24 protein-coding genes are annotated in these 23,964 nt (G+C 72.2%); 16 read left to right on the top strand and 8 right to left on the bottom strand.

The features are described from left to right. Positions 1-109: 109 nt before the first annotated feature. A complete protein-coding gene (locus ACWZEH_RS26045) occupies positions 110-1,117 on the top strand; it encodes a recombinase family protein (RefSeq protein WP_456193517.1) in 1,008 nt (335 codons plus the stop codon). A gap of 191 nt (positions 1,118-1,308) precedes the next feature. Here ACWZEH_RS26045 and ACWZEH_RS26050 read toward each other — a convergent pair whose 3' ends face one another. Beyond that, positions 1,309-2,115: a VOC family protein gene (locus ACWZEH_RS26050; RefSeq protein ID WP_456193518.1), complete on the bottom strand. Its 807-nt coding sequence runs from the start codon at positions 2,113-2,115 to the stop codon at positions 1,309-1,311. A 330-nt stretch (positions 2,116-2,445) separates the two neighbouring features. Here ACWZEH_RS26050 and ACWZEH_RS26055 point away from each other — a divergent pair, with 330 nt between their 5' ends. Then, positions 2,446-3,297 (top strand): sulfurtransferase, encoded by an 852-nt coding sequence (locus tag ACWZEH_RS26055; protein ID WP_456193519.1) that lies wholly within the window; start codon positions 2,446-2,448, stop codon positions 3,295-3,297. A 94-nt stretch (positions 3,298-3,391) separates the two neighbouring features. Here the strand turns inward: ACWZEH_RS26055 and sepH are convergent, their stop codons facing one another. Beyond that, entirely contained in the window at positions 3,392-4,444 is a 1,053-nt protein-coding gene (gene sepH / locus ACWZEH_RS26060; protein ID WP_456193520.1) for a septation protein SepH, read from the bottom strand. Positions 4,445-4,922: 478 nt separating this feature from the next. Between sepH and ACWZEH_RS26065 the strand changes: the two genes are divergently transcribed. Further along, positions 4,923-5,795 carry a hypothetical protein gene (locus tag ACWZEH_RS26065; protein WP_456193521.1) on the top strand — a complete coding sequence of 291 codons (873 nt, stop codon included), beginning with the start codon at positions 4,923-4,925 and terminating at the stop codon, positions 5,793-5,795. Here the strand turns inward: ACWZEH_RS26065 and ACWZEH_RS26070 are convergent. After that, positions 5,719-7,047: a D-arabinono-1,4-lactone oxidase gene (locus ACWZEH_RS26070; protein ID WP_456193522.1), complete on the bottom strand. Its 1,329-nt coding sequence runs from the start codon at positions 7,045-7,047 to the stop codon at positions 5,719-5,721. The genes ACWZEH_RS26065 and ACWZEH_RS26070 overlap by 77 nt on opposite strands. Next, positions 7,007-8,266 carry an MFS transporter gene (locus ACWZEH_RS26075; RefSeq protein ID WP_456193523.1) on the bottom strand — a complete coding sequence of 420 codons (1,260 nt, stop codon included), beginning with the start codon at positions 8,264-8,266 and terminating at the stop codon, positions 7,007-7,009. The genes ACWZEH_RS26070 and ACWZEH_RS26075 overlap by 41 nt, the downstream gene beginning before the upstream one ends. 145 nt (positions 8,267-8,411) lie before the next feature. Between ACWZEH_RS26075 and ACWZEH_RS26080 the strand changes: the two genes are divergently transcribed. Further along, positions 8,412-9,539, top strand: a complete 1,128-nt coding sequence (locus ACWZEH_RS26080; protein WP_456193524.1) for a ferrochelatase — start codon at positions 8,412-8,414, stop codon at positions 9,537-9,539. Between the two features lie 26 nt (positions 9,540-9,565). Next, a complete protein-coding gene (locus ACWZEH_RS26085) occupies positions 9,566-10,381 on the top strand; it encodes an inositol monophosphatase family protein (RefSeq protein WP_456199829.1) in 816 nt (271 codons plus the stop codon). 181 nt (positions 10,382-10,562) lie between these two features. On the opposite strand, the gene ACWZEH_RS26090 is transcribed toward ACWZEH_RS26085, so the two are convergent. Next, positions 10,563-10,736 carry a hypothetical protein gene (locus ACWZEH_RS26090; protein ID WP_257848142.1) on the bottom strand — a complete coding sequence of 58 codons (174 nt, stop codon included), beginning with the start codon at positions 10,734-10,736 and terminating at the stop codon, positions 10,563-10,565. 555 nt (positions 10,737-11,291) lie between these two features. On the opposite strand from ACWZEH_RS26090, the gene ACWZEH_RS26095 reads away from it, so the two are divergent. The 4 genes from ACWZEH_RS26095 to ACWZEH_RS26110 all read left to right on the top strand — a co-directional run bounded on the left by ACWZEH_RS26095 (position 11,292) and on the right by ACWZEH_RS26110 (position 14,908). Further along, complete coding sequence (locus tag ACWZEH_RS26095) at positions 11,292-11,945, top strand: response regulator transcription factor (RefSeq protein WP_266726523.1); 654 nt, start codon at positions 11,292-11,294, stop codon at positions 11,943-11,945. A 4-nt stretch (positions 11,946-11,949) separates the two neighbouring features. After that, a complete protein-coding gene (locus ACWZEH_RS26100; protein ID WP_456193525.1) occupies positions 11,950-13,197 on the top strand; it encodes a sensor histidine kinase in 1,248 nt (415 codons plus the stop codon). 393 nt (positions 13,198-13,590) lie between these two features. Beyond that, on the top strand, positions 13,591-13,887 hold the full coding sequence (locus tag ACWZEH_RS26105) for a DUF4193 domain-containing protein (RefSeq protein WP_003993510.1): 297 nt from the start codon (positions 13,591-13,593) through the stop codon (positions 13,885-13,887). Between the two features lie 13 nt (positions 13,888-13,900). Continuing rightward, positions 13,901-14,908 (top strand): hypothetical protein, encoded by a 1,008-nt coding sequence (locus ACWZEH_RS26110; RefSeq protein ID WP_456193526.1) that lies wholly within the window; start codon positions 13,901-13,903, stop codon positions 14,906-14,908. 24 nt (positions 14,909-14,932) lie between these two features. Here ACWZEH_RS26110 and ACWZEH_RS26115 read toward each other — a convergent pair whose 3' ends face one another. After that, on the bottom strand, positions 14,933-15,394 hold the full coding sequence (locus ACWZEH_RS26115; protein WP_456193527.1) for a DUF3093 domain-containing protein: 462 nt from the start codon (positions 15,392-15,394) through the stop codon (positions 14,933-14,935). Between the two features lie 112 nt (positions 15,395-15,506). On the opposite strand from ACWZEH_RS26115, the gene ACWZEH_RS26120 reads away from it, so the two are divergent. The 7 genes from ACWZEH_RS26120 (at position 15,507) to ACWZEH_RS26150 (ending at position 22,404) form a co-directional block, all read left to right on the top strand. After that, entirely contained in the window at positions 15,507-16,091 is a 585-nt protein-coding gene (locus tag ACWZEH_RS26120; protein WP_456193528.1) for a PaaI family thioesterase, read from the top strand. Beyond that, positions 16,088-16,648 carry a dUTP diphosphatase gene (dut, locus tag ACWZEH_RS26125; protein ID WP_456193529.1) on the top strand — a complete coding sequence of 187 codons (561 nt, stop codon included), beginning with the start codon at positions 16,088-16,090 and terminating at the stop codon, positions 16,646-16,648. The genes ACWZEH_RS26120 and dut overlap by 4 nt, the downstream gene beginning before the upstream one ends. A 1-nt stretch (position 16,649) precedes the next feature. Next, a complete protein-coding gene (locus tag ACWZEH_RS26130) occupies positions 16,650-17,411 on the top strand; it encodes a DUF3710 domain-containing protein (protein WP_456193530.1) in 762 nt (253 codons plus the stop codon). A gap of 359 nt (positions 17,412-17,770) precedes the next feature. Then, entirely contained in the window at positions 17,771-20,416 is a 2,646-nt protein-coding gene (locus ACWZEH_RS26135) for a sensor histidine kinase (protein ID WP_456193531.1), read from the top strand. Further along, positions 20,413-21,102: a response regulator gene (locus ACWZEH_RS26140; protein WP_456193532.1), complete on the top strand. Its 690-nt coding sequence runs from the start codon at positions 20,413-20,415 to the stop codon at positions 21,100-21,102. The genes ACWZEH_RS26135 and ACWZEH_RS26140 overlap by 4 nt, the downstream gene beginning before the upstream one ends. Positions 21,103-21,210: 108 nt before the next feature. Beyond that, complete coding sequence (locus tag ACWZEH_RS26145; RefSeq protein WP_266073760.1) at positions 21,211-21,609, top strand: OB-fold nucleic acid binding domain-containing protein; 399 nt, start codon at positions 21,211-21,213, stop codon at positions 21,607-21,609. Positions 21,610-21,612: 3 nt separating this feature from the next. Next, positions 21,613-22,404 (top strand): DUF3159 domain-containing protein, encoded by a 792-nt coding sequence (locus ACWZEH_RS26150; protein ID WP_456193533.1) that lies wholly within the window; start codon positions 21,613-21,615, stop codon positions 22,402-22,404. Positions 22,405-22,475: 71 nt separating this feature from the next. Here the strand turns inward: ACWZEH_RS26150 and ACWZEH_RS26155 are convergent, their stop codons facing one another. Next, positions 22,476-23,153: a potassium channel family protein gene (locus ACWZEH_RS26155; protein WP_456193534.1), complete on the bottom strand. Its 678-nt coding sequence runs from the start codon at positions 23,151-23,153 to the stop codon at positions 22,476-22,478. After that, a complete protein-coding gene (locus ACWZEH_RS26160) occupies positions 23,153-23,824 on the bottom strand; it encodes a potassium channel family protein (protein WP_456193535.1) in 672 nt (223 codons plus the stop codon). Before ACWZEH_RS26160 ends, ACWZEH_RS26155 begins: the two co-directional genes overlap by 1 nt. Between the last annotated feature and the right edge of the window lie 140 nt (positions 23,825-23,964).

The raw sequence follows: 23,964 nt of genomic DNA on the forward strand, positions 1-23,964 counted from the left end.
CGGACTCCGCCGGACTCCGCCGGTCCCGGATTCGTTCGCAGAACCCGCTCTCACGCAAGAACGGGGCAGACCCCCTTCCGAGACTTGCATTGTGCGGAAATCCGGGCCCATGACGGGCCCTCAGCCCCCTTCCCCAACCGACCGGTCGGACGCCGACGGCTTCGGACAGCACGCCTGTCCGAAGTGTGACGCGCGGCCCGGCTCACCTTGCCGCTCGCGCGGCGGCGCGGTCACCTCCGCCTACCACATCCGCCGCTTCACCATGGTGCCCCGGCCCAAGAAGGCGTTGCGGGTGCCGGCCCCGGTCGGCCGCGGTCCGGGCCGGCCGTGGCGGCCGGGCACCCCGCAGCCGGCGCCGATCGGCCCGGACCTGCCGAGCGCGGACATCCGCATCGGGTACGCCCGCTGCTCGGTCCTCGGGCAGGAACTCGACTCCCAGCTCGACGCGCCCAGCAAGCACGGCATCCCGAGGGACAAGATCTTCAGCGAGAAGATCAGCACCCGCGTACGGGTCCGCCCCCGGTTCGAGGAGGCGTTTCGGACCGCGCGGGAGGTCAAGGCGCACGCCCCGCACTGCCGCGTCGTCTTCACCGTCTACGAGACGAAGCGCCTCGGCCGCGACGCCGCCGAACTCACCGCGCTCGCCGACCACCTCGCCGCCCGCGGCCTGGTCCTGGAAATACTCGCCGGCCCACTGCCCGGCATCTACGACCCCACCGGCCCGGGCAAGCTGCTGTTCGCGTTCTTCGCCGCGATGGCGGAGACCGAGCGGGAGAACATCCACGAGTCCACGCCCGAAGGGCTCGACACCGCGGCCCACAAGGGCAAGCAGGGCGGCCGGCCGCCGGTCATCATCGACGACATGCTGCACACCGTGCTGCGGCGCCGCGCGGGCGGCGAGTCCGTCGAGCAGATCCAGCCCGACCTGATCATCCCCACCGGTAAACGCAAGGGCCAGAACCCCTCGGTGGCGAACATCTACCGGGCGCTCGCCGAGCACGCCAAGCGCGAGGCGTACCCCGAAGCCGTCGAACAGGCCCACGCCGGCTTCGCCGCCCTCCAGGTCGGCGAAGTCCCCGGACCCCGCCCCGCTATCCCTGACGGAGCGTCACTCTGATTACAGAGAGCTACTTGTCGCTTCGCCGAGGCTTCGGGAGAACAGGCCCGCCACTGGTGCGAAAACCGGCCGGCCGGCCTGCGGTTCACTCGAGCTCGGCACACTGAGCGTGGCACGCGTCTGTGTGACTCCGAACCGCGCTGGGACGGTGACGAGCAGGCCGGCCTTCGAGCTGATGGGAAGCCTGTGGGTCACCGTGGGCCCTGCAGCAGCGAGAACCGTGCCCCCTCCGGGTCCGCCACCGCCGCGACGCGGCCCCGGGCGCCGTCGTGGGGCCGCTCGAGGACCTGGCCGCCCAGGCGCAGGACGTGGTCCACCGCGTCGTCGAGGCCGGCCACGGTGAAGTACGTCGTCCAGTGCGGTCCCCGGTCCCTCAGGGGGCCGTTGCCCGCGCCGTGGATCCCGGCCACGGGCCGGCCGTCCACGCTCAGGGTCATGTGGTCGATGTCGGCGGAGACCTCGGGCTGGGCGGTGTGGGCGAACACCGACGCGTAGAACTTGGCCGCGCGCTCAGTCTCCCGGGTCGTCAGTTCGTACCAGGCGGGCGCGCCGGGTACCCCGGTGACCGCCCGGCCGCCCGGCCGCGCGGACGCCTGCCAGATGCCGAAGACGGCGCCCGAGGGGTCGGAGCCGATCGCCAGCCGCCCGTCCTCGCCGGCGTCCAGCGGGCCGACGCCGATGGTGCCGCCGCGCCACCGCACCGCCTCGGCGGTGCGGTCCACGTCCACCGAGGCGAAGTACGGCGTCCAGGCCACCGGCAGACGCACGTCCGGCGGCAGCAGCCCGATGCCGGCCACCTCGCAGCCGTCGAGCAGCGCACGCGCGTAGGGGCCGAGTTGCTGCGGACCGGACCGGAACTCCCAGCCGAACAGCGCTTCGTAGAACATCCGGGCCCTGTCCGGCCCGTGCACCATGAGGCTTACCCAGCAGGGTGTACCGGGTGCGTGCCGAACGGGTGCTTCGCCGTCTCGGCGGGCGGACCCCCGTGCGTCGGTCATCGTCACTCTCTTCTCGGCCACCCTCGCGGTGGCCGTGCTCTTCTCGACCCGGCGAGGGTCGTGCCGCGTCCGCTCTGCGGATTCGTCCCCGTGCTGGTACAGGCATCGGCCACGGTGTCGCGCGCTTTGGGACCGCCCCGTACGGCGGTTCCTGTCTCCGGAGGATGCCCGATGTACGGGGCCCCGTCCTTCTCGGCGCGCTTGCCGGCGGATGTGGATCGGTAGTACAGCATGTGCCCGATCCCGTACGCCTCGTGATCGGGTCTGCCCGGCCGAGCAGAGTAGCCGGACCTGGACGAGACGGCCACCCCGTACGTCAGGATGGTGGCCATGAACGCCATCATCTCCGCATCCGAACTCGCCGCCGGACTGGCGGGCGGCGACCCGCCGGTACTGCTCGACGTCCGCTGGCAGTTGAGCACGGCCGCGGCGGCCGGTGAGCCGCCGTTCGACGGACGGGCCGCATACCGCGACGGGCACCTTCCCGGCGCCGTATTCGTCGACCTGGACAAGGAGTTGGCCGCACCGCCGGCCGGGCGGGGACGCCACCCGCTGCCCGATCCGGAGGAGTTCGGCGCCGCGATGCGCCGGGCGGGCGTGTCGGCGGGCACCCCGGTGGTCGTGTACGACGGCGGGATGGGCTGGGGCGCCGCCCGCGCCTGGTGGCTGCTGCGCTGGACGGGTCACCCGGACGTGCGGGTCCTCGACGGCGGGTTGCCGTCCTGGGACGGTCCGCTCGAGACCACGGAACCCGCACCGGCCGAGGGCGACTTCGTGCCCGTACCCGGTCCGGCCGGGCTGCTCGACGCCGACGGCGCGGCGGCCCTGGCCCGGTCCGGGCTGCTCCTCGACGCCCGCGCGGGGGAACGCTACCGGGGCGAGGTGGAGCCGATCGACCCCGTCGGCGGCCATATCCCGGGCGCGGTCTCGGCGCCCACCACCGAGAACGTCGGCCCGGACGGCCGCTTCCTGCCCGCCGGGGAACTGGGCGCGCGGTTCCGGGAGCTGGGCGCGTCAAAGGACACGCGGGTCGGCGTGTACTGCGGTTCGGGGGTCTCGGGGGCGCACGAGGTACTGGCGCTGGCGGTGGCGGGCATCCCGGCGGAGCTGTACGTCGGCTCCTGGTCGGAGTGGTCGTCGGACCCGGAGCGGCCGGTCGCGGTGGGACCTGACCCTCGGTAGACCGGAAGTGTGAAAGGGGCGCTCGCGCATGACGAGCGCCCCTTTCGTGGCATCTCAGGCGGGTACGTCTGCCTCGGCAGCCGCTCCCGCAGGGTCACTCCTGTTTCTTGCGCCGGGTCCCGAACACGATCTCGTCCCAGCTCGGCACCGCCGCGCGGCGGCCCGGACGGACTCCGTCCGCCTCCGCCTGACGGTCCGTGGAACCGACGAGACGGTCCCGGTGACTGGTGACGGCGCGGGGCATGAGGACGTCCGCGTAGGCGGAACCGGCCGAGGCCGCGGGAGCAGGCGGCTCCTCCGCCTCGGGTTCGCCGTCGGGCTCCTCCGCGGCGGGCTCGGGAGCCCGCTCGGGAACCACCAGGTCACCCCGGAAGCTCGGCACCGCCTCCAGCAGGCTGGTGAGCGAGTCCCGCTCGCCGCCGGCGGTGAGCGCCGACTCCTCCTCAGAATCGTAGTCCTGACCCGACGGCAGGCTCTGCCGCTCACGGTCACCCGGACGGTCCAGCGGGCGGTCACGGGGCAGTCGGGCGATGCGCGGCACGAACGGGAAGCTGGGCTCGGGCGAAGCGGCGAGGTCGTCGGACTCGCCGATCAGCGAGCGCGCCTCGTCGTCGACGGCCTGGACCAGTCGTCGGGGCGGGTCGTACGTCCAGCTCGCCGAGTGCGGTTCGCCCGCGACCCGGTAGACCAGCAGCACCTCCCAGGTGCCCTCGTCGCGGCGCCAGGAGTCCCACTGCACGGTGTCCTTCTCCGCACCGCGCAGCGTCAGCCGCTCCTGCACCGCCTCGCCCAGCGGCGGACCGGAGTTCTCACCGGGCCGGCGGACGGGGGTCTTGCGGGCACGCTCCGCCATGAAGGCGCGCTCGGCGAGTACGGGGCCTTCGAAACGGCGGACACGGTCCACGGGGATGCCGGCCATCTGGGCGACCTCTTCCGCGGTCGCGCCGGCTCGTATGCGCGCCTGGATGTCGCGGGGGCGGAGATGGCTCTCCACCTCGATCTCGATCTGGCCGAGGCGGGGACGGTCGCCGCGCACCGCGGCGCGCAGGCGTTCGTCGATCGGAAGCGTGTACTCCGTGCTGTCCGCAGCCTTCAGCACCAGCCGTGTGCCGTCATTCGAGACGGCCACGACACGCAGTTCGGGCATGGGGACCTCCCGGGTGGTGCCTGCCGACGTCACGTGCGTCGCTGCTTCCGCTAGTCGAGTGTGGCCTGCCCGGGTGCAGCCTGCCACAACCTTGCCGAGTTGCCCGGCGTGTCGGGCGTGGGCCCGGACCTGCCGTTATGGCACGGTTACCTATTCGCAACGCTGAGTGACCAACCGCGTCACCCTGTGCAACTGGCCCCCTCCCGGCGGTCCGCAAGGGACCCGAGCGCCCTGATGGGCGACCGGACCCAGGGCTCGCAACAGTACTCCATTCGGGCCATGTGCGTGGATTGGCGCGCCGTCCAACTTCGCGCAAGGGGTGCTACTTGGCCGTCACTGCCCGGATGTGCCGATCTTGGCGTGGGGAACTTCACGCAATCACCAGAAACGGAACTAATGGTTTCGTCCGGACGTCCACTTGTCGTGCAGTTGATCGTTGGTGTGCGGGAATGCAGGGGAAGGAGGGCAAGGTCCCGAAATGCGTGAAACGCCGATTGTCGTAGGTGAGCACGGTGACGCGGAGGAGGGGAGGCGTGCCCGGATCGATCTGAGCGTGCCGCAGGTCGCGGGCAGCGCGGTGGCCGCGGTGCTCGGCGCCCAGCTCGCCTCGTCGTTCGGCGTCTACGGGACGATCATCGGCGCCGGAGTCATGAGCATCGTCGCCACCTGCGGTGGAACGGTCTTCCAGCACTTCTTCACGCGCACCGGCGAGCAGTTGCGCGTGGCGCCCGCGGCGCCGGGGCAGCCGGCCGGGGAGCGGCCCGCGCGGACACCCGGCGGGTTCACCGAGGGCACCGTGTACCGGGTCCGGGCCGGGGGAGTGCGGCGGGGCCGGAAATGGACGGTGGTCGCGGCGGCGCTGGTATTCGGCGTCACGATGGCCGGAATCACCACCTACGAACTCGCCTCGGGCCAGAGCCTCAGCGGCGCACCGGACACCACGGTCGGCAACGCGTTCACCGGTGAGCACACGTCAGGATCCGGTGGCCCGGACGGCTCCGGCGGTTCGGGCGAGCAGGACCCCGGCACCTCCGGCGACTCCGGGACGGCGGACGACCCCGGCACCTCGGAGGAGTCCGGGGAGTCCGGGGAGTCCGGCGGCTCCGGAGGGGACGGGCAGGCGCCCACCCCCTCCGCGACGCCGCAGGACGGGGGAGCGGCCGCCGGCTCCGGTGGTGACACGCCGGACGGCGGCGACGCGTCGGAGGGCGCCCCGGACGACACCGGGGACCGGGACGCCGACGACACCGCGAACCCGGAGCCGGACGCGTCCGCTACGTCCCCAGGACCCTCCGCAGATAGTCGTTTCGGAACAGACGTTCCGGATCAAGACGGTCCCGCAGTGCCGTGAACTCGGCGAAGCGCGGATACACCCGGGAGAAGTACCCGGCGTCCCGGGTGTGGATCTTCCCCCAGTGCGGCCGTCCCTCATGGGCGGTGAAGATGCGCTCCGCCGCCGTGAAGTACCGCTGAAAGGGAGTGCCCCGGAACATGTGGACCGCGACGTACGCGGTGTCGCGGCCAAAGGCCGTGGACAGGGTGATGTCGTCGGCCGGGGCGGTGCGGACCTCGACGGGGAAGCTGACCCGCAGGGGGGAGCGGTCGACCATGGTCTTCAGTTCGCGCAGCGTGTCCACCAGGGCCTCGCGCGGCACCGCGTACTCCATCTCCACGAAGCGCACCCGGCGCGGGGAGGTGAACACCTTGTGCGGGATGTCGGTGTAGGTCCGCGCGGACAGGGCCCTGCTGGAGACCCGCGCGATGGTGGGGACGGTCGCCGGCACCGCGCGGCCGACCCAGTTCGCCGCCTGGAAGACGCCGTTGGAGAGGAACTCGTCGTCGAACCAGCCCCGGACGGGATGCACCGGCCGCCGCGGTCCGGCGCTGCGGTTGTTCCGTTTGGTGTTGGTGTTCCCGGTGTGCGGGAACCAGTAGAACTCGAAGTGCTCGTTCTCGGCGTGCAGTTCGTCGAATTCGGCGAGGACGCGGTCCAGGGGCATCGGCTCCTCGCGGGCCGTGAGCAGGAAGATCGGCTCGACGGCGAAGGTGATCGCGGAGACGATGCCGAGGGCGCCGAGACCGATCCGGGCGGCGGCGAAGACCGCACGCTCCTCGTCGGTCCCCTCCTGGGAGCAGGTGAGTACCGAGCCGTCGGCGGTGACCAGCTCCAGGCCCCGGATCTGCGCGGCGACGGAGGCCGAGTCGCGGCCGGTCCCGTGGGTGCCGGTGCCGGTGGCCCCGGAGACGGTCTGCTCCGTGATGTCCCCCATGTTGGTGAGCGACAGCCCCTCCCGCGCGAGAGCCGCGTTGAGCCGCCTGAGCGGGGTGCCGGCCTCGACCGTGACGGTGCCGGCCGCGCGGTCGATGTCCCGGATGCCCGTCAGCAGATGCGGGCGGATCTGCACACCGTCGGTCGCCGCGATGGAGGTGAAGGAGTGCCCGGTGCCCACCGCCTTCACCGGGAGGCCGTCCTCGGCGGCCCGGCGCACGGCCGCCGCCAGTTCGTCGACGGAGGCCGGCGCGACCTCCCGCGCGGGGTGGGCGAGGACGGTGCCTCCCCAGTTACGCCATGTTCCGTTCCTCGTGCTCGCCGTGCTGCCCAACGGAGCCTCCCCGACCCGGAGCCGGCCTCTTGAGCCGGCGGTACCCGAGGAAACCGACCGCGACCGCGACGGCTCCGGCCACCGCCGGAACCCCGTACCCGGCGCGCGCCCCTGCCGCGTCGATCACCCAGCCGGACGCGGCGGAGCCCAGAGCGACCCCGACCGCGAGCCCGGTGCTCACCCAGGTCATGCCTTCGGTGAGCTGCGCGCGTGGTACGTGCTCTTCGATGAGGGACATCGTCGTGATCATCGTGGGAGCGATGGACAGACCCGCAACGAACAGCGCCACGGCCAGAAACGGCAGGTTCCCGACCAGTAGGAGGGGGATCATACTCACGGCCATCGCACACACGCCCAGCAGCCAGCGGCGCTCGGGTGCCCCGGCGAAGCGCATCAGCCCGAACGCGAGGCCCGCCACGCAGGAGCCCAGCGCGTACACCGCGAGCACCACACTGGCGGCGGCCTTGTGCCCGCGTTCCTCCGCGAACGCCACGGTGACCACGTCCACGCCGCCGAAGATCGCCCCCGTCGCCGCGAAGGTGGCCACCAGGACCCGCAGGCCCGGGGAACCCAGCGCCGTACCGCCCCCCGCGCCCCTGCGGCCGTCGCCCGGGCGCCCACGCGGGTGCGGGGCCGGCTCGGTGGCGTGCTGGGACGTCAGCCAGAAGACGCCGACCGCGAGGAAGCAGGCCGCGAGCAGCGGACCGGCCTCGGGGAACCACGCCGTGGACAGCCCGATCGAGATGATCGGCCCGAAGATGAAGCACATCTCGTCCACCACGGACTCGAACGAGTACGCGGTGTGCAGGTGCGGGGTGCCGCGGTACACGGCGGCCCAGCGGGCCCGGATCATCGCGCCGAGACTCGGCACACAGCCGATGCCCGCGCAGGCGACGAAGAGCACCCAGTCCGGCCAGCCGTAGTGCGCGGCGAACAGCAGCAGCGCCGCCGCGGCCAGCGCGAGCAGCGTCGCCGGGCGCAGGACCCGCCGCTGCCCGTACTGGTCCACCAGGCGGGAGACCTGGGGACCCGCGACCGCGGCGGCCAGGGCGATGGTGGCCGACAGGGCGCCGGCGAGCCCGTACCGTCCGGTCAGCTGGGAGACCATCGTGACCACGCCGATGCCCATCATGGACAACGGCATCCGGCCGATGAACCCCGCGGCCGAGAAGGCCTTGCTGCCGGGGGCGGCGAACAGGGCGAGATAGGGGCTGGGCACGAGGTCTCCGGAGGTCTCAGTAAGGCGCGACCGCAGGCGATACAGCTTACGGGTTAGGTAACCCTAATGTCTCCTGCCGCAGGGGCGCGGCCCGGTCGGCCCCCGCCGTTGCCCGGCTGCCGGTGGCGGATGGCAGGATCGAGGCATGCCTGACGAGCTCGATCCCACCCCCTACGACGCCCTGCTCCTGCTCTCCTTCGGCGGCCCCGAGGGCCCGGACGACGTCGTCCCGTTCCTGGAGAACGTGACGCGCGGGCGGGGCATCCCCAAGGAACGCCTGAAGGAAGTCGGGGAGCACTACTTCCTGTTCGACGGGGTGAGTCCCATCAACGAACAGAACCGCGCCCTGCTGGACGCCCTGCGCGAGGACTTCGCCGACCACGGCCTCGGTCTGCCGGTGTACTGGGGCAACCGCAACTGGGCGCCGTACCTGACCGACACCCTGCGCGAGATGGTCCGGGACGGCCGCCGTCGCGTCCTCGTCTTCGCCACCAGCGCCTACGCCTCCTACTCCGGCTGCCGCCAGTACCGCGAGAACCTCGCCGAATCCCTGGCGACGCTGGAGGCGGAGGGCCTCGAACCGCCACGGGTCGACAAGCTGCGGCACTACTTCAACCACCCCGGCTTCGTGGAGCCCATGGTCGACGGGATCGTCCGCTCGCTCGCCGACCTGCCCGAGGAGGTGCGCGACGGCGCGCACATCGCCTTCTGCACCCACTCGATCCCCATCGCCTCCGCCGACACCTCCGGACCGGTCGGGCAGCACGGCGACGGCGGCGCGTACGTGGCCCAGCACCTGGACGTCGCCCGGGTGATCAGCGACGCCGTACGGGAGCGCACCGGCGTGGAGCACCCCTGGCAGCTCGTCTACCAGTCCCGCTCCGGCGCCCCGCACATCCCCTGGCTGGAGCCCGACATCTGCGACCACCTCGAGGAGCGGCACGCGGCCGGGGTCCCGGCCGTCGTCATGGCCCCCATCGGCTTCGTCTCCGACCACATGGAGGTCATCTACGACCTCGACACGGAGGCCACGGCCAAGGCCGGGGAGCTGGGACTGCCGGTGCGCCGCTCGGCGACCGTGGGCGCCGACCCGCGGTTCGCCGCCGCGATCCGCGACCTGATCACGGAGCGCGCCGCCACCGAACGCGGCCAGGACGTCACCCCCTGCGCCCTGGGCGGTCTCGGCGCGAGCCACAACCTCTGCCCGGTGGGCTGCTGCCCGGCCCGTGCCCCGCGCCCCGCCGCCGCGGGCGCCGACAGCCCTTACACCTGAGGAGCACCGTGACCGACCCCCTTGCCGTGACCGACCCCCTGCACGCGGAACTGCTGGAGCTGGCCCGCGAGGCGGCACGCCGCGCGGGTGAGCTGCTGCGGGACGGCCGCCCGGCCGATCTCGAGGTCGCCGCGACCAAGTCCAGTCCGATCGACGTCGTCACCGAGATGGACATCGCGGCGGAGAAGCTGATCACCGGGCTGATCGCCGAGCACCGGCCCGACGACGGCGTCCTCGGCGAGGAGGGCGGCTCCACCGAGGGGACCAGCGGCGTCCGCTGGGTGATCGACCCGCTCGACGGCACGGTCAACTACCTGTACGGGCTGCCCACCTGGGCCGTCTCCATCGCCGCCGAGCAGGACGGCGAGACCGTCGTCGGGGTGGTCGCCGCCCCGGTGCGGGGTGAGACGTACCACGCGGTCCGCGGCGGCGGGGCGCGGGCCACCGGCGCCTGGGAGGGCGAGCGCACGCTGACCTGCCGCCCGTCGCCGCCCCTGGACCGGGCGCTGGTCTCGACCGGCTTCAACTACGTCACCGGGGTCCGCGCCCACCAGGCCGATGTCGCGCAGCGGCTGATCCCGCTGCTGCGGGACATCCGGCGCGGCGGCTCGGCCGCGGTCGACCTCTGTGACCTGGCCTGCGGGCGGCTCGACGGCTACTACGAGCGTGGACTGCACCCCTGGGACCTGGCCGCGGGGGACCTGATCGCCCGGGAGGCGGGCGCCCTGACCGGTGGACGGCCGGGTGAGCGCCCTTCGTGGGATCTCGCGGTCGCGGCCACCCCGGGCGTCTTCGAGCCCCTCCAGCGACTGCTGGAGGACTTCGGCGCCTGGCACGACTGACGAACGGCCGGGAGGCGAACCGGTAGATCCCCGAGGGCTCTTGGACCCCTGCGACTCCTGCGAGTCCTGAGAACTCCGAGGGGCCCGGGAACCCCGGGAACCCCGGGAACGACGAAGCGGGCCCCGGCGCTGGATTCGCCGGGGCCCGCTCGCGTCGAGCCGGTTCATCTCATCGGGCTGATCAGACGCAGGACACGCCGACCTCCACACCGTGCTCGGCGGCGAGCCGGCGCAGGTCGTCGAGCTCGCCCTGCTCCACCTCGACGAGGAAGTCGTCGCCCTCGTCGAGGGCCCGGGACAGATCGGACTCGGTCGTCCTTATGCGCTGCAGAAGTCCTGCGGTGAAAGCGTCCATGCTGCGCCCCCTCGTCCTGGGTCGTGGGTCGATGGCACGGGGGTGTGCCGGTTGGGAAGGGACGATCACGCCTCCGATGGATGACCGCTGCCGCTCGGCCGGGGGGCTACGGCTTCGGACATCCGAGTCCGCTCTGCGGGAAACGGACTGAAGCACACCGCATGGTGGCGCGGTGCGAGCAGAGCGTGATCGCGGGATGTAAAACCCGTCCTCCCCAAGCTCCCTTCCGGGGAAACCTAACCGGACGAGAAAATCTCGTATTCCCGTTCCGTTCGCCGGGACGTTCCCCGGTCTCCCACCCCCGCGCCCCCCTCCGTCACCCGGGTCCGCGCCGACGGCCCGCGCCGGCCGGCACGCCACCGCCCGCTTCCTGCCCGGGTGTCCGCCCGCCGTAGCCTGCTGTCCGGCCCCGTGCCTCCCGCCGCCCGTCCGCCCCCCCCGGCTTACAGCCGACTTATGGCCGAAAAGGGCAGGATGGAGGCAACACACCCACCAGATCCCTGCGCGCGTGCGCCGAGAAGCGCTGCCCGGCAGGACGTAGGAAGGACAAGCGACGTGCGCGTACTCGTCGTCGAGGACGAGCAACTGCTCGCCGATGCGGTGGCCACCGGACTGCGCCGGGAGGCCATGGCCGTCGACGTCGTGTACGACGGCGCGGCCGCCCTCGAGCGCATCGGCGTCAACGACTACGACGTGGTCGTCCTCGACCGCGACCTCCCCCTCGTGCACGGCGACGACGTGTGCCGCAGGATCGTCGAACTCGGCATGCCCACGCGTGTGCTGATGCTCACGGCCTCCGGCGACGTCAGCGACCGCGTCGAGGGTCTGGAGATCGGAGCCGACGACTATCTGCCCAAGCCCTTCGCGTTCAGCGAGCTCATCGCGCGCGTACGCGCCCTGGGACGGCGTACCAGCGTGCCGCTGCCGCCGGTGCTGGAGCGGGCCGGGATCAAACTCGATCCCAACCGCCGCGAGGTCTTCCGCGAGGGCAAGGAGGTCCAGCTCGCACCCAAGGAGTTCGCCGTCCTGGAAGTGCTCATGCGCAGCGAGGGCGCCGTCGTCTCCGCGGAGCAGCTCCTGGAGAAGGCCTGGGACGAGAACACCGACCCGTTCACCAACGTGGTGCGGGTGACCGTCATGACGCTGCGCCGCAAACTGGGCGAGCCGCCGGTCATCGTGACCGTGCCCGGCTCGGGCTACCGGATCTGATTCCGTGGCCACCACGCCCACTCCCGCCCCACCGACCCCGCCGGCTCCCCCGAAGCCCACCTGGGACCCGCGCAGGCCCGTACCGCCGTTCCCCTGGCTGCGCCCGACCATCCGGATACGGCTCACCCTGCTCTACGGCGGCATGTTCCTGATCGCCGGGATCCTGCTGCTGTCGATCATCTACCTGCTCGCCGCGAACGCGCTGAACGTGGGCAGCGACCTGCCCTTCCGGATCCTGTCAGGACAGGTGTCCAGCGACACCTGTCAGCTGCGCAGCGGGCAGCTGCCCGCCGACGAGCTGAACAGCGCGCTGAGCACCTGCCTCAACGAACAGCGCCAGCACGCCCTGGACAACCTGCTCAGCCGCTCGCTCCTCGCCCTGCTCGGTCTCGCGGTCATCGCCTTCGCCTTCGGGTACGCCATGGCCGGCCGCGTCCTGTCGCCGCTGGGCCGGATCACCCGCACCGCGCGCGCGGTGGCGGGCTCCGACCTGTCCCGCCGGATCGAGCTGGACGGCCCGGACGACGAGCTCAAGGAGCTGGCCGACACCTTCGACGACATGCTGGAGCGGCTGCAGCGGGCCTTCACCGCCCAGCAGCGCTTCGTGGGCAACGCCTCGCACGAACTGCGCACCCCGCTGGCGATCAACCGCACGCTGCTCGAGGTGCACCTCTCCGACCCGAACGCGCCGGTGGAGCTCCAGCAGCTCGGCAAGACGCTGCTGGCCACCAACGAGCGCAGCGAACAGCTCGTGGAGGGCCTGCTGCTCCTGGCCCGCAGCGACAACCAGATCGTCGAGCGCAAGCCGGTGGATCTCGCCGAGGTGGCCTCCCAGGCCATCGACCAGGTGCACGCCGAGGCGCAGGCCAAGGGCGTGGAGATCCGCGGGGCCCGGAAACCCGCGGTCGTCCGGGGCAACGGCGTCCTGCTGGAGCGGATCGCCCTGAACCTGGTCCAGAACGCCGTGCGCTACAACGTGGCCGAGCAGGGCTGGGTGGAGGTCACCACCGACGTCGAGCACGGACAGGCGGTCCTGGTGGTGTCCAACGCGGGCCCGGTGGTACCCGCGTACGAGGTCGACAACCTGTTCGAGCCCTTCCGGCGGCTGCGCACCGAGCGGACGGGCAGCGACAAGGGCGTCGGCCTGGGTCTCTCCATCGTCCGCTCGGTGGCGCGGGCGCACGGCGGGCACATCTATGCCCAGCCGCGTGAGGGCGGCGGGCTCGTGATGCGCGTCACCCTGCCGATCTGACATCATGTCGCCGACACGACGAGGTGTTCGCTTTGGGCGGAATTTCCGGAGGACCCCTCCGGCGTCCCCGTGTGGGATCGATCACAGGGGCGATTTTCGGTCCATCGACTCTCCGTGATCTTGGGGCCTCCGAAAGGCCGGGTAAGTCCCGGTTTTCAGGGGCTTCGATTACGGGAAGTACACGGTGAGGCGGCTTTGAAGTGCCGCGTTCGGACCGTGTACGGTCCCCATCGCCATCCAAGCCGATCACCTGTGAGGGGTTCGGTTGGGTGTCGATTGAGTAACAGACCTTGATGTGAGGCAAAATCTCCGCCTCGGGTCGGGCACAAGTCCGGCCCCTCGCGCGTTACGTGCGCTGAAGAGACCGCATACACCCAGAGGGGGAGAGCGACCATGGCAACCGATTACGACACTCCACGCAAGACCGACGACGACGTCGACTCGGACAGTCTCGAAGAGCTGAAGGCCCGCCGCAACGACAAGTCGGCCTCGGCCGTGGATGTCGACGAGTTCGAGGCCGCGGAAGGCCTCGAGCTGCCCGGCGCGGACCTCTCGAACGAGGAGCTGGCCGTCCGGGTCCTGCCGAAGCAGCAGGACGAGTTCACCTGCATGAGCTGCTTCCTGGTGCACCACCGCAGCCAGCTGGCCCGGGAGAAGAACGGCCAGCCGATCTGCCGCGACTGCGACTGAGGGCGGGTCGGCCGTGACTGGCTCGACCCCTCCTCGGAAGCGCCGCTTCCTCTCGAGGGGAGCGGACCCGGGGCCGCAGGACGGCCCCCGGCGCGACGCGCGTGACCACGAGCGAGGCTCAACCGATACCGGCCCGACCGACCCAGGTCAGGCCGATACCGGGGCGGCCTCGCTCGAACCCGCAGCCGACCGCGGTGACCTCCCGGCACCCGTGGAGGCCACCGCCACCGCTCCGGTGGCCCGCAGGCGCGCCGCCGCCTTCCGTGACAAGGCCAGGGAAGGCGCCCAGAAGGGCGGCGCACGCACGCGTGCGGGCCTGACGTATCTCGCGGACCGGATCATCGAACTCGCCCCGCGGGTGCCCGTACGGGACCTGGAGGCGCTGCGCAGACAGTTCCCGGGGCTCGGTCCCGAGGAGCTCGCGGAGAAACTCGTGGCGGGCGCGGCCAGGGCCACGGCGACGGTGGGAGCCGGCGTCGGCGCCGCTGCGGCGATGCCCGTACCGCCCGCGATGCCGGCGGAGCTGGCCGCCGAGGTCACCGGAGTCGCGGCGATCGAGCTCAAGCTGATCGCCGAACTGCACGAGGTCTACGGCGTACGCCCGGCCGGCAACCTCACCCAGCGCAGCACCGTGTACCTGAACTCCTGGTCCCAGGAGCGCGGGATCGAGGCGGCCAGGCCCTCGACCGTACGCGCGGCGATGAACAGCCGCATGAAGCGCGAACTGCGCCAGCGGATCATGAAGCGCACGGTCCGCAACCTGCCGAACCTGATGCCCTTCCTGGTGGGAGCCGCCGTCGGCGCGGCCATGAACCGCCGGGACACCAGAAAGCTCGCCACCCGTATCCAGGCCGACCTGCGCAGGATCCAGGTCCCCTGGGAGGCGCTCCCCGCCCTCCCCGCCCTCGAAACCCCGGCCGACGCCCTGGAGATGGACGGCCTGAGCGGGGGCGCCCTCCGCGGAGAGCCCGGCCGCGGCGACGGCCACCCGGACGGCGGCGACGGATCCGGGAGGGGCTGATCCCGCCGGGTGTTCTCCGTCGCGCTACGCGGCGGCCTTCGCCGCCAGCAGGGCCTCCGCCAGCCGTTCCGGCTCACGCGTCGACAGGAAGGCGTACGGCGTCGGGTCGTCCGGATCGGTGATCTTCACCCGCAGCGCCCCCGGGACGTAGGCCCGCAGCAGCATGAAGCAGCGCGGGTCGGCCCGGTGGGTACGCCAGGCGAGAGCCTCCTCGGCGCCCAGGATCTCCACGTCGCCCAGGGCCGTCACCGGGATCTTCGCCTCACCGGCGATCAGCAGTCCGCCCACGACCCGGATCCGCACCGAGCCGTACGCGCTGGCCACGACCGCGGCCGCCGCCGTGCCGCCGGCCAGACCGCCGAGCATCGGCAGGATGCCGAACGGCAGCACGATCAGCGCCATCGAGACACCCGCGAGCAAGGAGACCAGCCACCAGGAGCGAGGAGCTGTCAGGCGTTCTTCGTACGGGAGGACGGAGAGCTGCATGGATCCAAGCTTGGCACGGTGCCGGGGCGGAGCCGCAGTCAGGGCGGTCGGCGTGAAGCGCTGTCGAGCAGGGCGGTGGTGGGTGACGGGCGGGCGGGTAAGGTCTGCGCCTGTGAGTGGTACTTCCTCAACTCTTCAGCCCCCCGCCGACGCTGTGACGCCGGTGCGCCACCCGGACGCCCCCGCACCCGGTGAGATCCTCGGCGCGCACTACGGCCAGTGCTTCGGCTGCGGTGGCGAGCAGCCTCACGGGCTGCACATCGAGGCGCGGGCCGGCGAAGGCGTGTCCGTCACCGCCGCCTTCACCGTGCGCCCCGCCCACCAGGGCGCCCCCGGCCTCGCGCACGGCGGGGTGCTCGCCAGCGCCCTGGACGAGACGCTCGGCTCGCTGAACTGGCTGCTGCGCACGATCGCCGTGACCGGCAGGCTCGAGACCGACTTCGTCCGGCCCGTGCCGGTCGACGCGGTCCTCCACCTCCGGGCGGAGGTGACCGCGGTGGCCGGACGGAAGATCTACTGCACCGCGACCGGACGCATCGGCGGCCCCGACGGCCCGGTCGCCGTCCGGGCCGACGCGCTGTTCATCGAGGTCAAGGTCGACCACTTCGTCGACCACGGCCGCGAGGAGGAGATCAAGGCGGCCATGGACGACCCGGACCAGGTCCGTCGCGCCCGCGCCTTCGAGGTCAACCCGTGAGCGGGGCCCGCCGCCCCGAACTCCGGGTACTGCTCCGGCGCGTCGACCCGGACGTACCGCTCCCGGCGTACGAGCACCCCGGTGACGCGGGTGCCGATCTGCGGACCACCGAGGCGTGCGAGCTCGCGCCCGGGGAACGGGCCGTCCTGCCCACCGGGGTGTCTGTGGCCCTGCCCGAGGGGTACGCGGCATTCGTGCACCCGCGATCCGGACTGGCCGCGCGCTGCGGCGTCGCCCTGGTGAATGCCCCGGGGACGGTTGATGCCGGGTACCGTGGGGAGATCAAGGTGATCGTGGTGAATCTCGACCCGCGCGAGGCCGTGCGGTTCGAGCGCTTCGACCGGATTGCCCAACTGGTCGTCCAGCAGGTCGAGCGGGTTTGCTTCGTGCCGGTCGCGGAGCTGCCCCGCTCGGCACGGGCCGAGGGGGGCTTCGGATCCACCGGCGGCCATGCCACGGTGGAAGGTAAGAGCGGCACAAGCGTTCAGGCCGCCGCCGGCGGCACAGCGGGTGGGAATCGATACGCTTCGGTCGTATCCGACCGGGAAGGACAGTGACGTGTTCGGACGTCGCAAGAAGAGGGATGCCGCCGAGGACGCGGCCGGCGAGGCCGAGCAGGTCGTCGACGGTGTCGACACGGAGGCGGACGGCGAGAGCGAGCGGCTGAGGCTCGAACCGGCGCCCCGGCCCGACGGGCCCTGGGACAGCTCCGAGGTGAGCCGGCCCGGCGAGGGCCGGGTCGACCTGGGCGGTCTGTTCGTGCCCGGGGTGGACGGCATGGAACTGCGGGTCGAGGTCGCGGGCGACGCGATCGTCGCGGCCACCGTCGTCCTGCGTGACAGCGCCATCCAGCTGCAGGGTTTCGCGGCCCCGAAGCGTGAGGGCATCTGGACCGAGGTCCGCGAGGAGATCGCGTCCGGCATCACCCAGCAGGGCGGCATCATCGACGAGGTCGAGGGCCCGCTGGGCTGGGAACTGCGGGCCCAGGTGCCGGTGCAGCTGCCGGACGGCACGGGCGGTTTCCAGGTCGTCCGGTTCGTCGGCGTGGACGGCCCGCGCTGGTTCCTGCGCGGGGTCATCTCGGGTCAGGGCGCGGTGCAGCCGCAGGCCGCCGGGCTGCTGGAGCAGATCTTCCGGGACACGGTCGTCGTACGCGGGGACGGCCCGATGGCACCGCGCGACCCGATCGTCCTGAAGCTGCCGGACGACGCGCAGATGGTCCCCGAGGGCGTGCAGCAGGAGGAGGCGCCCGAGGGCTCCCGCTTCGCGGGCGGCATGGGACAGCTGGCGCGCGGACCGGAGATCACCGAAGTCCGCTGAGCCCGGCCTCCAAGCGCTTTCGCGGCCACGGCGACGGGGCCGCACCCGACGGGGTGCGGCCCCGTCGCCGTGGCGGGGGCGACCCCTGTACGGCACCGACGCCGGTGAGCGGCTGCGGCGCGGGCCCGGCCGCAACGCCCCGCACCACCGTCCCGGCTGCGCCGTGACCGGTATCCGGGCCGGAGTCCGCCGCGGTCCCGTCAGAGTTCCGTCAAGGCCGGATTCCGCGCCCCGGCCGGCGCCTTCGGCCGCCCGGGACGAACGTAGGGTCGACTCCGCGCGGACAGCGGTGAACCGGCGACCGGCGACCGGCGACCGGCGGCAGCCGTGCTGTCCGGAAACCGGAAGACAATGAGGGCATGGGACGCGGCAGACTTCGGATCCACCTCGGCGCGGCACCGGGCGTCGGCAAGACGTACGCGATGCTGTCCGAGGCGCAGCGCCGTGTAGAGCGGGGCACCGACTGCGTGGTGGGTTTCGTCGAGCACTACGGCCGGCCGCGCACCAGGGCGCTGCTGGAGGGCCTGGAACAGATACCGCGCCGGGAACTGGAGCACCGCGGCGCCGTGCTCCCCGAGATGGACCTCGACGCCGTCCTCGCCCGCCGCCCCCAGGTGGTTCTCGTCGACGAACTCGCCCACACCAACGTGCCCGGCTCGCGCAACGCGAAGCGCTGGCAGGACGTGGAGGAGCTGCTGGCCGCCGGGATCGACGTGCTGTCGACCCTCAACATCCAGCACCTGGAGTCCCTCGGCGACGTGGTGGAATCCATCACCGGCGTCCGGCAGCGGGAGACCGTACCGGACGAGGTGGTGCGGCGGGCCGAGCAGACGGAGCTGGTCGACATGACGCCCGAGGCGCTCCGCCGCCGCATGGCGCACGGCAACGTCCACCAGCCGGACAAGGTCGACGCCGCCCTCTCGAACTACTTCCGTCCCGGCAACCTCACCGCGCTCAGGGAACTCGCGCTGCTGTGGGTGGCCGACCGGGTCGACGAGTACCTCCAGCGGTACCGCAGCGAGCACGACGTCTCGGCGATCTGGGGCTCACGCGAACGGATCATGGTCGGCCTGACCGGCGGCCCCGAGGGCCGCACCCTGATCCGCCGTGCCGCGCGGCTGGCCGAGAAGGGCGCCGGGGGCGAGGTGCTCGCGGTCTACGTCGCCCGAGGCGACGGGCTCACCGCCGCCTCGCCCGGCGAGCTGGCCGGGCAGCGGACCCTCGTGGAGAGCCTGGGCGGGACCTTCCACCATGTGGTGGGGGACGACGTCCCGGCTGCCCTGCTCGCCTTCGCCCGCGCGGCGAACGCCACCCAGATCGTGCTGGGCTCCTCGCGCCGCAAGACGTGGCAGTACGTCTTCGGCCCCGGCGTCGGCGCGACCGTCGCGCGGGACTCCGGTCCCGACCTGGACGTGCACATCGTCACCCACGAGGCGATAGCCAAGGGGCGTGGACTGCCGGTGGCCCGGGGCGCCCGGCTCGGACGGCCGCGGGTGGTGTGGGGCTGGGCGGTCGGGGTGGCGGGCCCCGCGCTGCTGGCCGTGCTGCTCAACGCCTTCGACCCGGGCCTGGCCAACGACATGCTGCTGTTCCTGTCACTGACCGTGGCCGCGGCGCTGCTCGGCGGGCTGCGGCCGGCCCTGGCCTCGGCGGCGTCCGGCTCGCTGCTGCTGAACTACTTCTACACCCCGCCCCTGCACCGCTGGACGATCTCCGACCCGAAGAACATCATCGCCATCGCCATCTTCGTCGCCGTCGGCGCGGCGGTGGCGTCCGTCGTCGACCTCGCCGCCCGCCGCACCCATCAGGCGGCCCGGCTGCGCGCCGAGTCGGAGATCCTGTCGTTCCTCGCCGGCAACGTGCTGCGCGGCGAGACCGGTCTCGAGGAACTGCTGGAACGGGTCCGCGAGACGTTCGGCATGGAGTCGGCGGCGCTGCTGGAACGTGCCGGCGACGTCGAACCGTGGACCTGTGCCGGACGGGCCGGCACCGGACCGGCCGTCGAACGGCCCGACGACGCCGACGTGGACGTCCCGGTCGGAGACCACCTGGCGCTCGCGCTGACCGGCCGGGTCCTGCCCGCCGAGGACCGCCGGGTACTGGGCGCCTTCGCCGCCCAGGCCGCCGTCGCCCTGGACCGCCGCCGGCTGCGCGCCGAGGCCGACCGGGCACGCACCCTCGCCGAGGGCAACCGCATCCGCACCGCCCTGCTGGCCGCCGTCAGCCACGACCTGCGTACCCCGCTGGCCGGGATCAAGGCCGCGGTCTCCTCGCTGCGCTCCGAGGACGTCGACTGGTCGCCCGAGGACCGGGCCGAGCTGCTCGAGGGCATCGAGGGCGGCGCCGACCGCCTGGACCACCTGGTGGGCAACCTGCTCGACATGTCCCGCCTGCACACCGGCACGGTCACCCCGCTGATCCGCGAGGTCGATCTGGACGAGGTGGCGCCCATGGCGCTCGGCGGGGTGCCCGAGGGCAGCGTCACCCTGGACGTCCCGGAGACCCTGCCCATGGTCGCCGTCGACCCCGGGCTGCTGGAGCGGGCGATGGCCAACCTGGTCGAGAACGCCGTCAAGTACGCTCCCGCCGGTACCCCCGTCCTGGTGGCCGCCAGCGCGCTCGCCGGCCGGGTCGAGGTCCGGGTGGTCGACCGGGGTCCCGGCGTCCCCGACGACGCGAAGGACCGCATCTTCGAGCCCTTCCAGCGCTACGGCGACGCTCCGCGCGGGGCCGGAGTGGGCCTGGGCCTGGCGGTGGCACGGGGCTTCACCGAGGCCATGGGCGGCTCCCTGAACGCCGACGACACCCCCGGCGGCGGCCTCACCATGACACTGACCCTCCGCGCGGCGGCCCCCGCGGCGACGGGGGAGACGGCGGCAACGGCCGCGACGGGGGCCCCGACGGCAACACGCGCGGAGCCCGTGGCCCCCGCGAGCCCGGAGCCCCTCCGCCCAGCAGAACCGGAGCCCGTGGGCCCCGCAGAACCGGAAAGGCACTCCTCATGACACGTGTGCTGGTGGTCGACGACGAGCCGGCGATCGTGCGCGCCCTCGTGATCAACCTCAAGGCCCGTTCGTACGAGGTCGACTCCGCCCACGACGGCGCCGAAGCCCTGCGCCTGGCCGCCGCCCGCCACCCCGACGTGGTCCTCCTGGACCTGGGACTGCCCGACATGGACGGCGTCGAGGTGATCCGGGGACTGCGCGGCTGGACCCGGGTGCCGATCCTGGTGCTGTCCGCCCGGCACGCCTCCGACGAGAAGGTCCAGGCGCTCGACGCGGGGGCCGACGACTACGTCACCAAGCCCTTCGGCATGGACGAGCTGCTGGCCAGGCTGCGGGCCGCCGTGCGCCGCGCCGAGCCCTCCGTCGAGAACGAGGACGAGGGCGGCCTGGTGGTGGAGACCGAGGGGTTCACCGTCGACCTGGCCGCGAAGAAGGTGCACCGCGACGGCAGGGACGTACGGCTGACCCCCACCGAATGGCACCTGCTGGAGGTCCTCGTACGCAACGGCGGCCGGCTGGTGGCGCAGAAGCAGCTGCTCCGGGAGGTCTGGGGGCCGTCGTACGGGACGGAGACGAACTACCTGCGCGTGTACATGGCCCAGTTGCGCCGCAAGCTGGAGGCCGACCCGTCCCACCCGAAGCACTTCATCACCGAGCCGGGCATGGGCTACCGCTTCGAACGGTGAGTGCCCGCCCGGGGTGTGCGCGCTGCGTGCGCGGGCCCGGGCGGGGCCGGTTCGGACAGGGCGGGCAGCGGGTACGTAACCGTGGGGGCACCCCGGTACGCTTCAGGTATGGGTGCTGTTCCTCGCTCGGAGAAACCGACGGGCCGGTTCCGGCGCATGCTCGACCGGCTCTCCTCCTCACAGGAGGACCTGGAGTCCGAGGAGCTGCGTGAGGACGCCGAGACCGCCGGCTGTACACGAATAGGTGACTGCCAGGACCGGCAGATAGTGACGGTCACTGGTACTTTGCGCACGGTCACGCTGCGGCCGCGTGCGGGAGTCCCCGCCCTGGAGGCCGAACTGTTCGACGGCTCCGCCGCGCTGGACGTGGTGTGGCTCGGCCGGCGCTCGATCGTCGGGATCGAACCGGGCCGCAGGCTGATCGCATCGGGCAGGATCTCCCTGAGCAGAGGCCACAGGGTGCTGTTCAACCCGAAATACGAACTGAGACCCCTCGGACGGGAGTAGCCGGTGACGTCACTCGACAAGCCGACAACCGAAGACACATCCGCCGACGACGCCAGGGCGGTGACCGAGGCCGCCCTGTTCGAGGCGTTCGGCGGGGTGCGGGGCATGGTCGAGACGGTGCTGCCCGGCCTCCTGTTCGTCAGCATCTACACGATCAACAAGAACCTGCACATGGCGGCGATCGCGGCGCTCGCCGTGTCGCTGGCGATGGTCGTGGTCCGGCTGGCGAGGAAGGACACCGTCAAGCACGCCTTCAGCGGCGTCTTCGGCGTCGGTTTCGGTGTGGTCTTCGCGATGATGACCGGCAACGCCAAGGACTTCTACCTGCCGGGCATGCTCTACACCACCGGCCTGGCCCTGGCGTACATCATCACCGCGATGGCCGGTGTCCCGCTGATCGGTCTGATGCTGGGCCCGATCTTCCGGGAGAACCTCTCCTGGCGCACCCGCAACCCGGGCCGCAAGAAGGCCTACACCAAGGCCAGTTGGGCCTGGGGTCTGATCCTGCTCGGCAAGAGCGCGATCCTGTTCCCGCTGTACTGGTGGGCGGACACGACACAGTTGGGCTGGGTCCTGGTCGCGCTGAAGATCCCGCCGTTCCTGCTCGCCGTGTACCTGACCTGGGTGTTCCTGGCGAAGGCGCCGCCGCCGATCGACGTGTTCGCGGAGATGGAGGCGGAGGAGCGCGCCGAGGAGGAGCGCGCCGAGGAGGAGCGCAGGGCCGCGCGCGAACAGGGGAAGGCGCAGCACGCGGAGGACGGCGACACGACGACGGGCCGGCACCGTCGCCCCTGAGCGCTGTGGACACGTACGTGAGTGGGGGCGCCCGGAGATCTCCGGGCGCCCCCACTCACGTTCCCGCGTGCCTAGCGCGCGGTGTCGGTCCTGCGTACCGACAGCAGGTCCTCCAACTGTTCCTCACGGGCCTGGGCGGCCACGAAGAGCAGTTCGTCGCCCGCCTCGAGCGAGTCCTCCCGGGTCGGAGTGAGGACGCGCGTCCCGCGGATGATCGTCACCAGCGAGGTGTCCTGCGGCCACTGGACGTCGCCGACCTGCGTGCCGGCCAGCGCCGACTCCTCCGGCAGGGTCAGCTCGACCAGGTTGGCGTCCCCGTGGCTGAAGTGCAGCAGCCGGACCAGGTCACCGACGCTGACCGCCTCCTCCACCAGGGCCGACATCAGGCGCGGGGTGGAGACTGCCACGTCCACCCCCCAGGACTCGTTGAACAACCACTCGTTCTTGGGGTTGTTCACCCGGGCGACGACGCGCGGAACGCCGTACTCCGTCTTGGCCAGCAGGGAGACGACCAGGTTGACCTTGTCGTCGCCGGTCGCGGCGATGACGACGTTGCAGCGCTGGAGCGCCGCCTCGTCCAGGGACGTGATCTCGCAGGCGTCGGCGAGCAGCCACTCGGCCTGCGGAACCCGCTCGACCGAGATGGCGGTCGGCGCCTTGTCGATGAGCAGGACCTCGTGCCCGTTCTCCAGCAGCTCGCCCGCGATCGAGCGGCCCACCGCGCCGGCTCCGGCAATGGCGACCCTCATCACTGACCGCCCTCGTCTTCGGGACCCTTGGCGAATACCGCCTCGACCTTGTCGATCTCGTCGGTGCGCATCATCACGTGCACCAGGTCACCTTCCTGCAACACCGTCTGGGAGCTGGGCAGGATCGCCTCACCGAGCCGGGTGACGAAGGCCACGCGGACGCCGGTCTGCTCCTGCAGCCTGCTGATCCGGTGCCCCACCCAGGCCTGTGAGGTGTGCACCTCGGCGAGCTGCACACCGCCGGTCGGATCGCGCCACAGCGGCTCGGCGCCCGAGGGGAGCAGCCTGCGCAGCATCTGGTCGGCCGTCCAGCGGACCGTCGCCACCGTGGGGATGCCCAGGCGCTGGTAGACCTCCGCGCGGCGGGGGTCGTAGATACGGGCGGCGACGTTCTCGATGCCGAACATCTCGCGGGCCACCCGCGCGGCGATGATGTTGGAGTTGTCCCCGCTGGAGACGGCGGCGAAGGCACCCGCGTCCTCGATGCCCGCCTCGCGCAGGGTGTCCTGGTCGAAGCCGATCCCGGTGACCCGGCGGCCGCTGAACGAGGAGCCCAGCCGGCGGAAGGAGGTCGGGTCCCGGTCGATCACGGCGACCGTGTGCCCCTGCTCCTCCAGAGTCTGGGCCAGGGCGGAACCCACCCGCCCGCACCCCATGATCACAACATGCATCGCGTCACACCGCGCTTCCTGCAGGCCCGTCGACCTTCATGACCATCGTGACCATCGTGCTCGTGTCTCTCTTTCGGCTCGCCGGGCAACCCGCGGCGGCCCGATTGCGGACCGCGGGGCAACATCATGCCGGGACGGCG

Source organism: Streptomyces yamdrokensis, assembly GCF_053890455.1.

Excerpts from the sequence above, each read along its gene's own strand:
- ACWZEH_RS26135 (WP_456193531.1), top strand. The coding sequence starts at position 17,771 with ATGGGACGCGGCAGACTTCGGATCCACCTCGGCGCGGCACCGGGCGTC.
- ACWZEH_RS26105 (WP_003993510.1), top strand. The coding sequence starts at position 13,591 with ATGGCAACCGATTACGACACTCCACGCAAGACCGACGACGACGTCGAC.
- ACWZEH_RS26115 (WP_456193527.1), bottom strand. The coding sequence starts at position 15,394 with ATGCAGCTCTCCGTCCTCCCGTACGAAGAACGCCTGACAGCTCCTCGC.
- ACWZEH_RS26080 (WP_456193524.1), top strand. The coding sequence starts at position 8,412 with ATGCCTGACGAGCTCGATCCCACCCCCTACGACGCCCTGCTCCTGCTC.
- ACWZEH_RS26155 (WP_456193534.1), bottom strand. The coding sequence starts at position 23,153 with ATGAGGGTCGCCATTGCCGGAGCCGGCGCGGTGGGCCGCTCGATCGCG.
- sepH (WP_456193520.1), bottom strand. The coding sequence starts at position 4,444 with ATGCCCGAACTGCGTGTCGTGGCCGTCTCGAATGACGGCACACGGCTG.
- ACWZEH_RS26065 (WP_456193521.1), top strand. The coding sequence starts at position 4,923 with ATGCGTGAAACGCCGATTGTCGTAGGTGAGCACGGTGACGCGGAGGAG.
- ACWZEH_RS26050 (WP_456193518.1), bottom strand. The coding sequence starts at position 2,115 with ATGACCGACGCACGGGGGTCCGCCCGCCGAGACGGCGAAGCACCCGTT.
- ACWZEH_RS26160 (WP_456193535.1), bottom strand. The coding sequence starts at position 23,824 with ATGCATGTTGTGATCATGGGGTGCGGGCGGGTGGGTTCCGCCCTGGCC.
- ACWZEH_RS26090 (WP_257848142.1), bottom strand. The coding sequence starts at position 10,736 with ATGGACGCTTTCACCGCAGGACTTCTGCAGCGCATAAGGACGACCGAG.
- ACWZEH_RS26140 (WP_456193532.1), top strand. The coding sequence starts at position 20,413 with ATGACACGTGTGCTGGTGGTCGACGACGAGCCGGCGATCGTGCGCGCC.
- ACWZEH_RS26145 (WP_266073760.1), top strand. The coding sequence starts at position 21,211 with ATGGGTGCTGTTCCTCGCTCGGAGAAACCGACGGGCCGGTTCCGGCGC.
- ACWZEH_RS26055 (WP_456193519.1), top strand. The coding sequence starts at position 2,446 with ATGAACGCCATCATCTCCGCATCCGAACTCGCCGCCGGACTGGCGGGC.
- ACWZEH_RS26045 (WP_456193517.1), top strand. The coding sequence starts at position 110 with ATGACGGGCCCTCAGCCCCCTTCCCCAACCGACCGGTCGGACGCCGAC.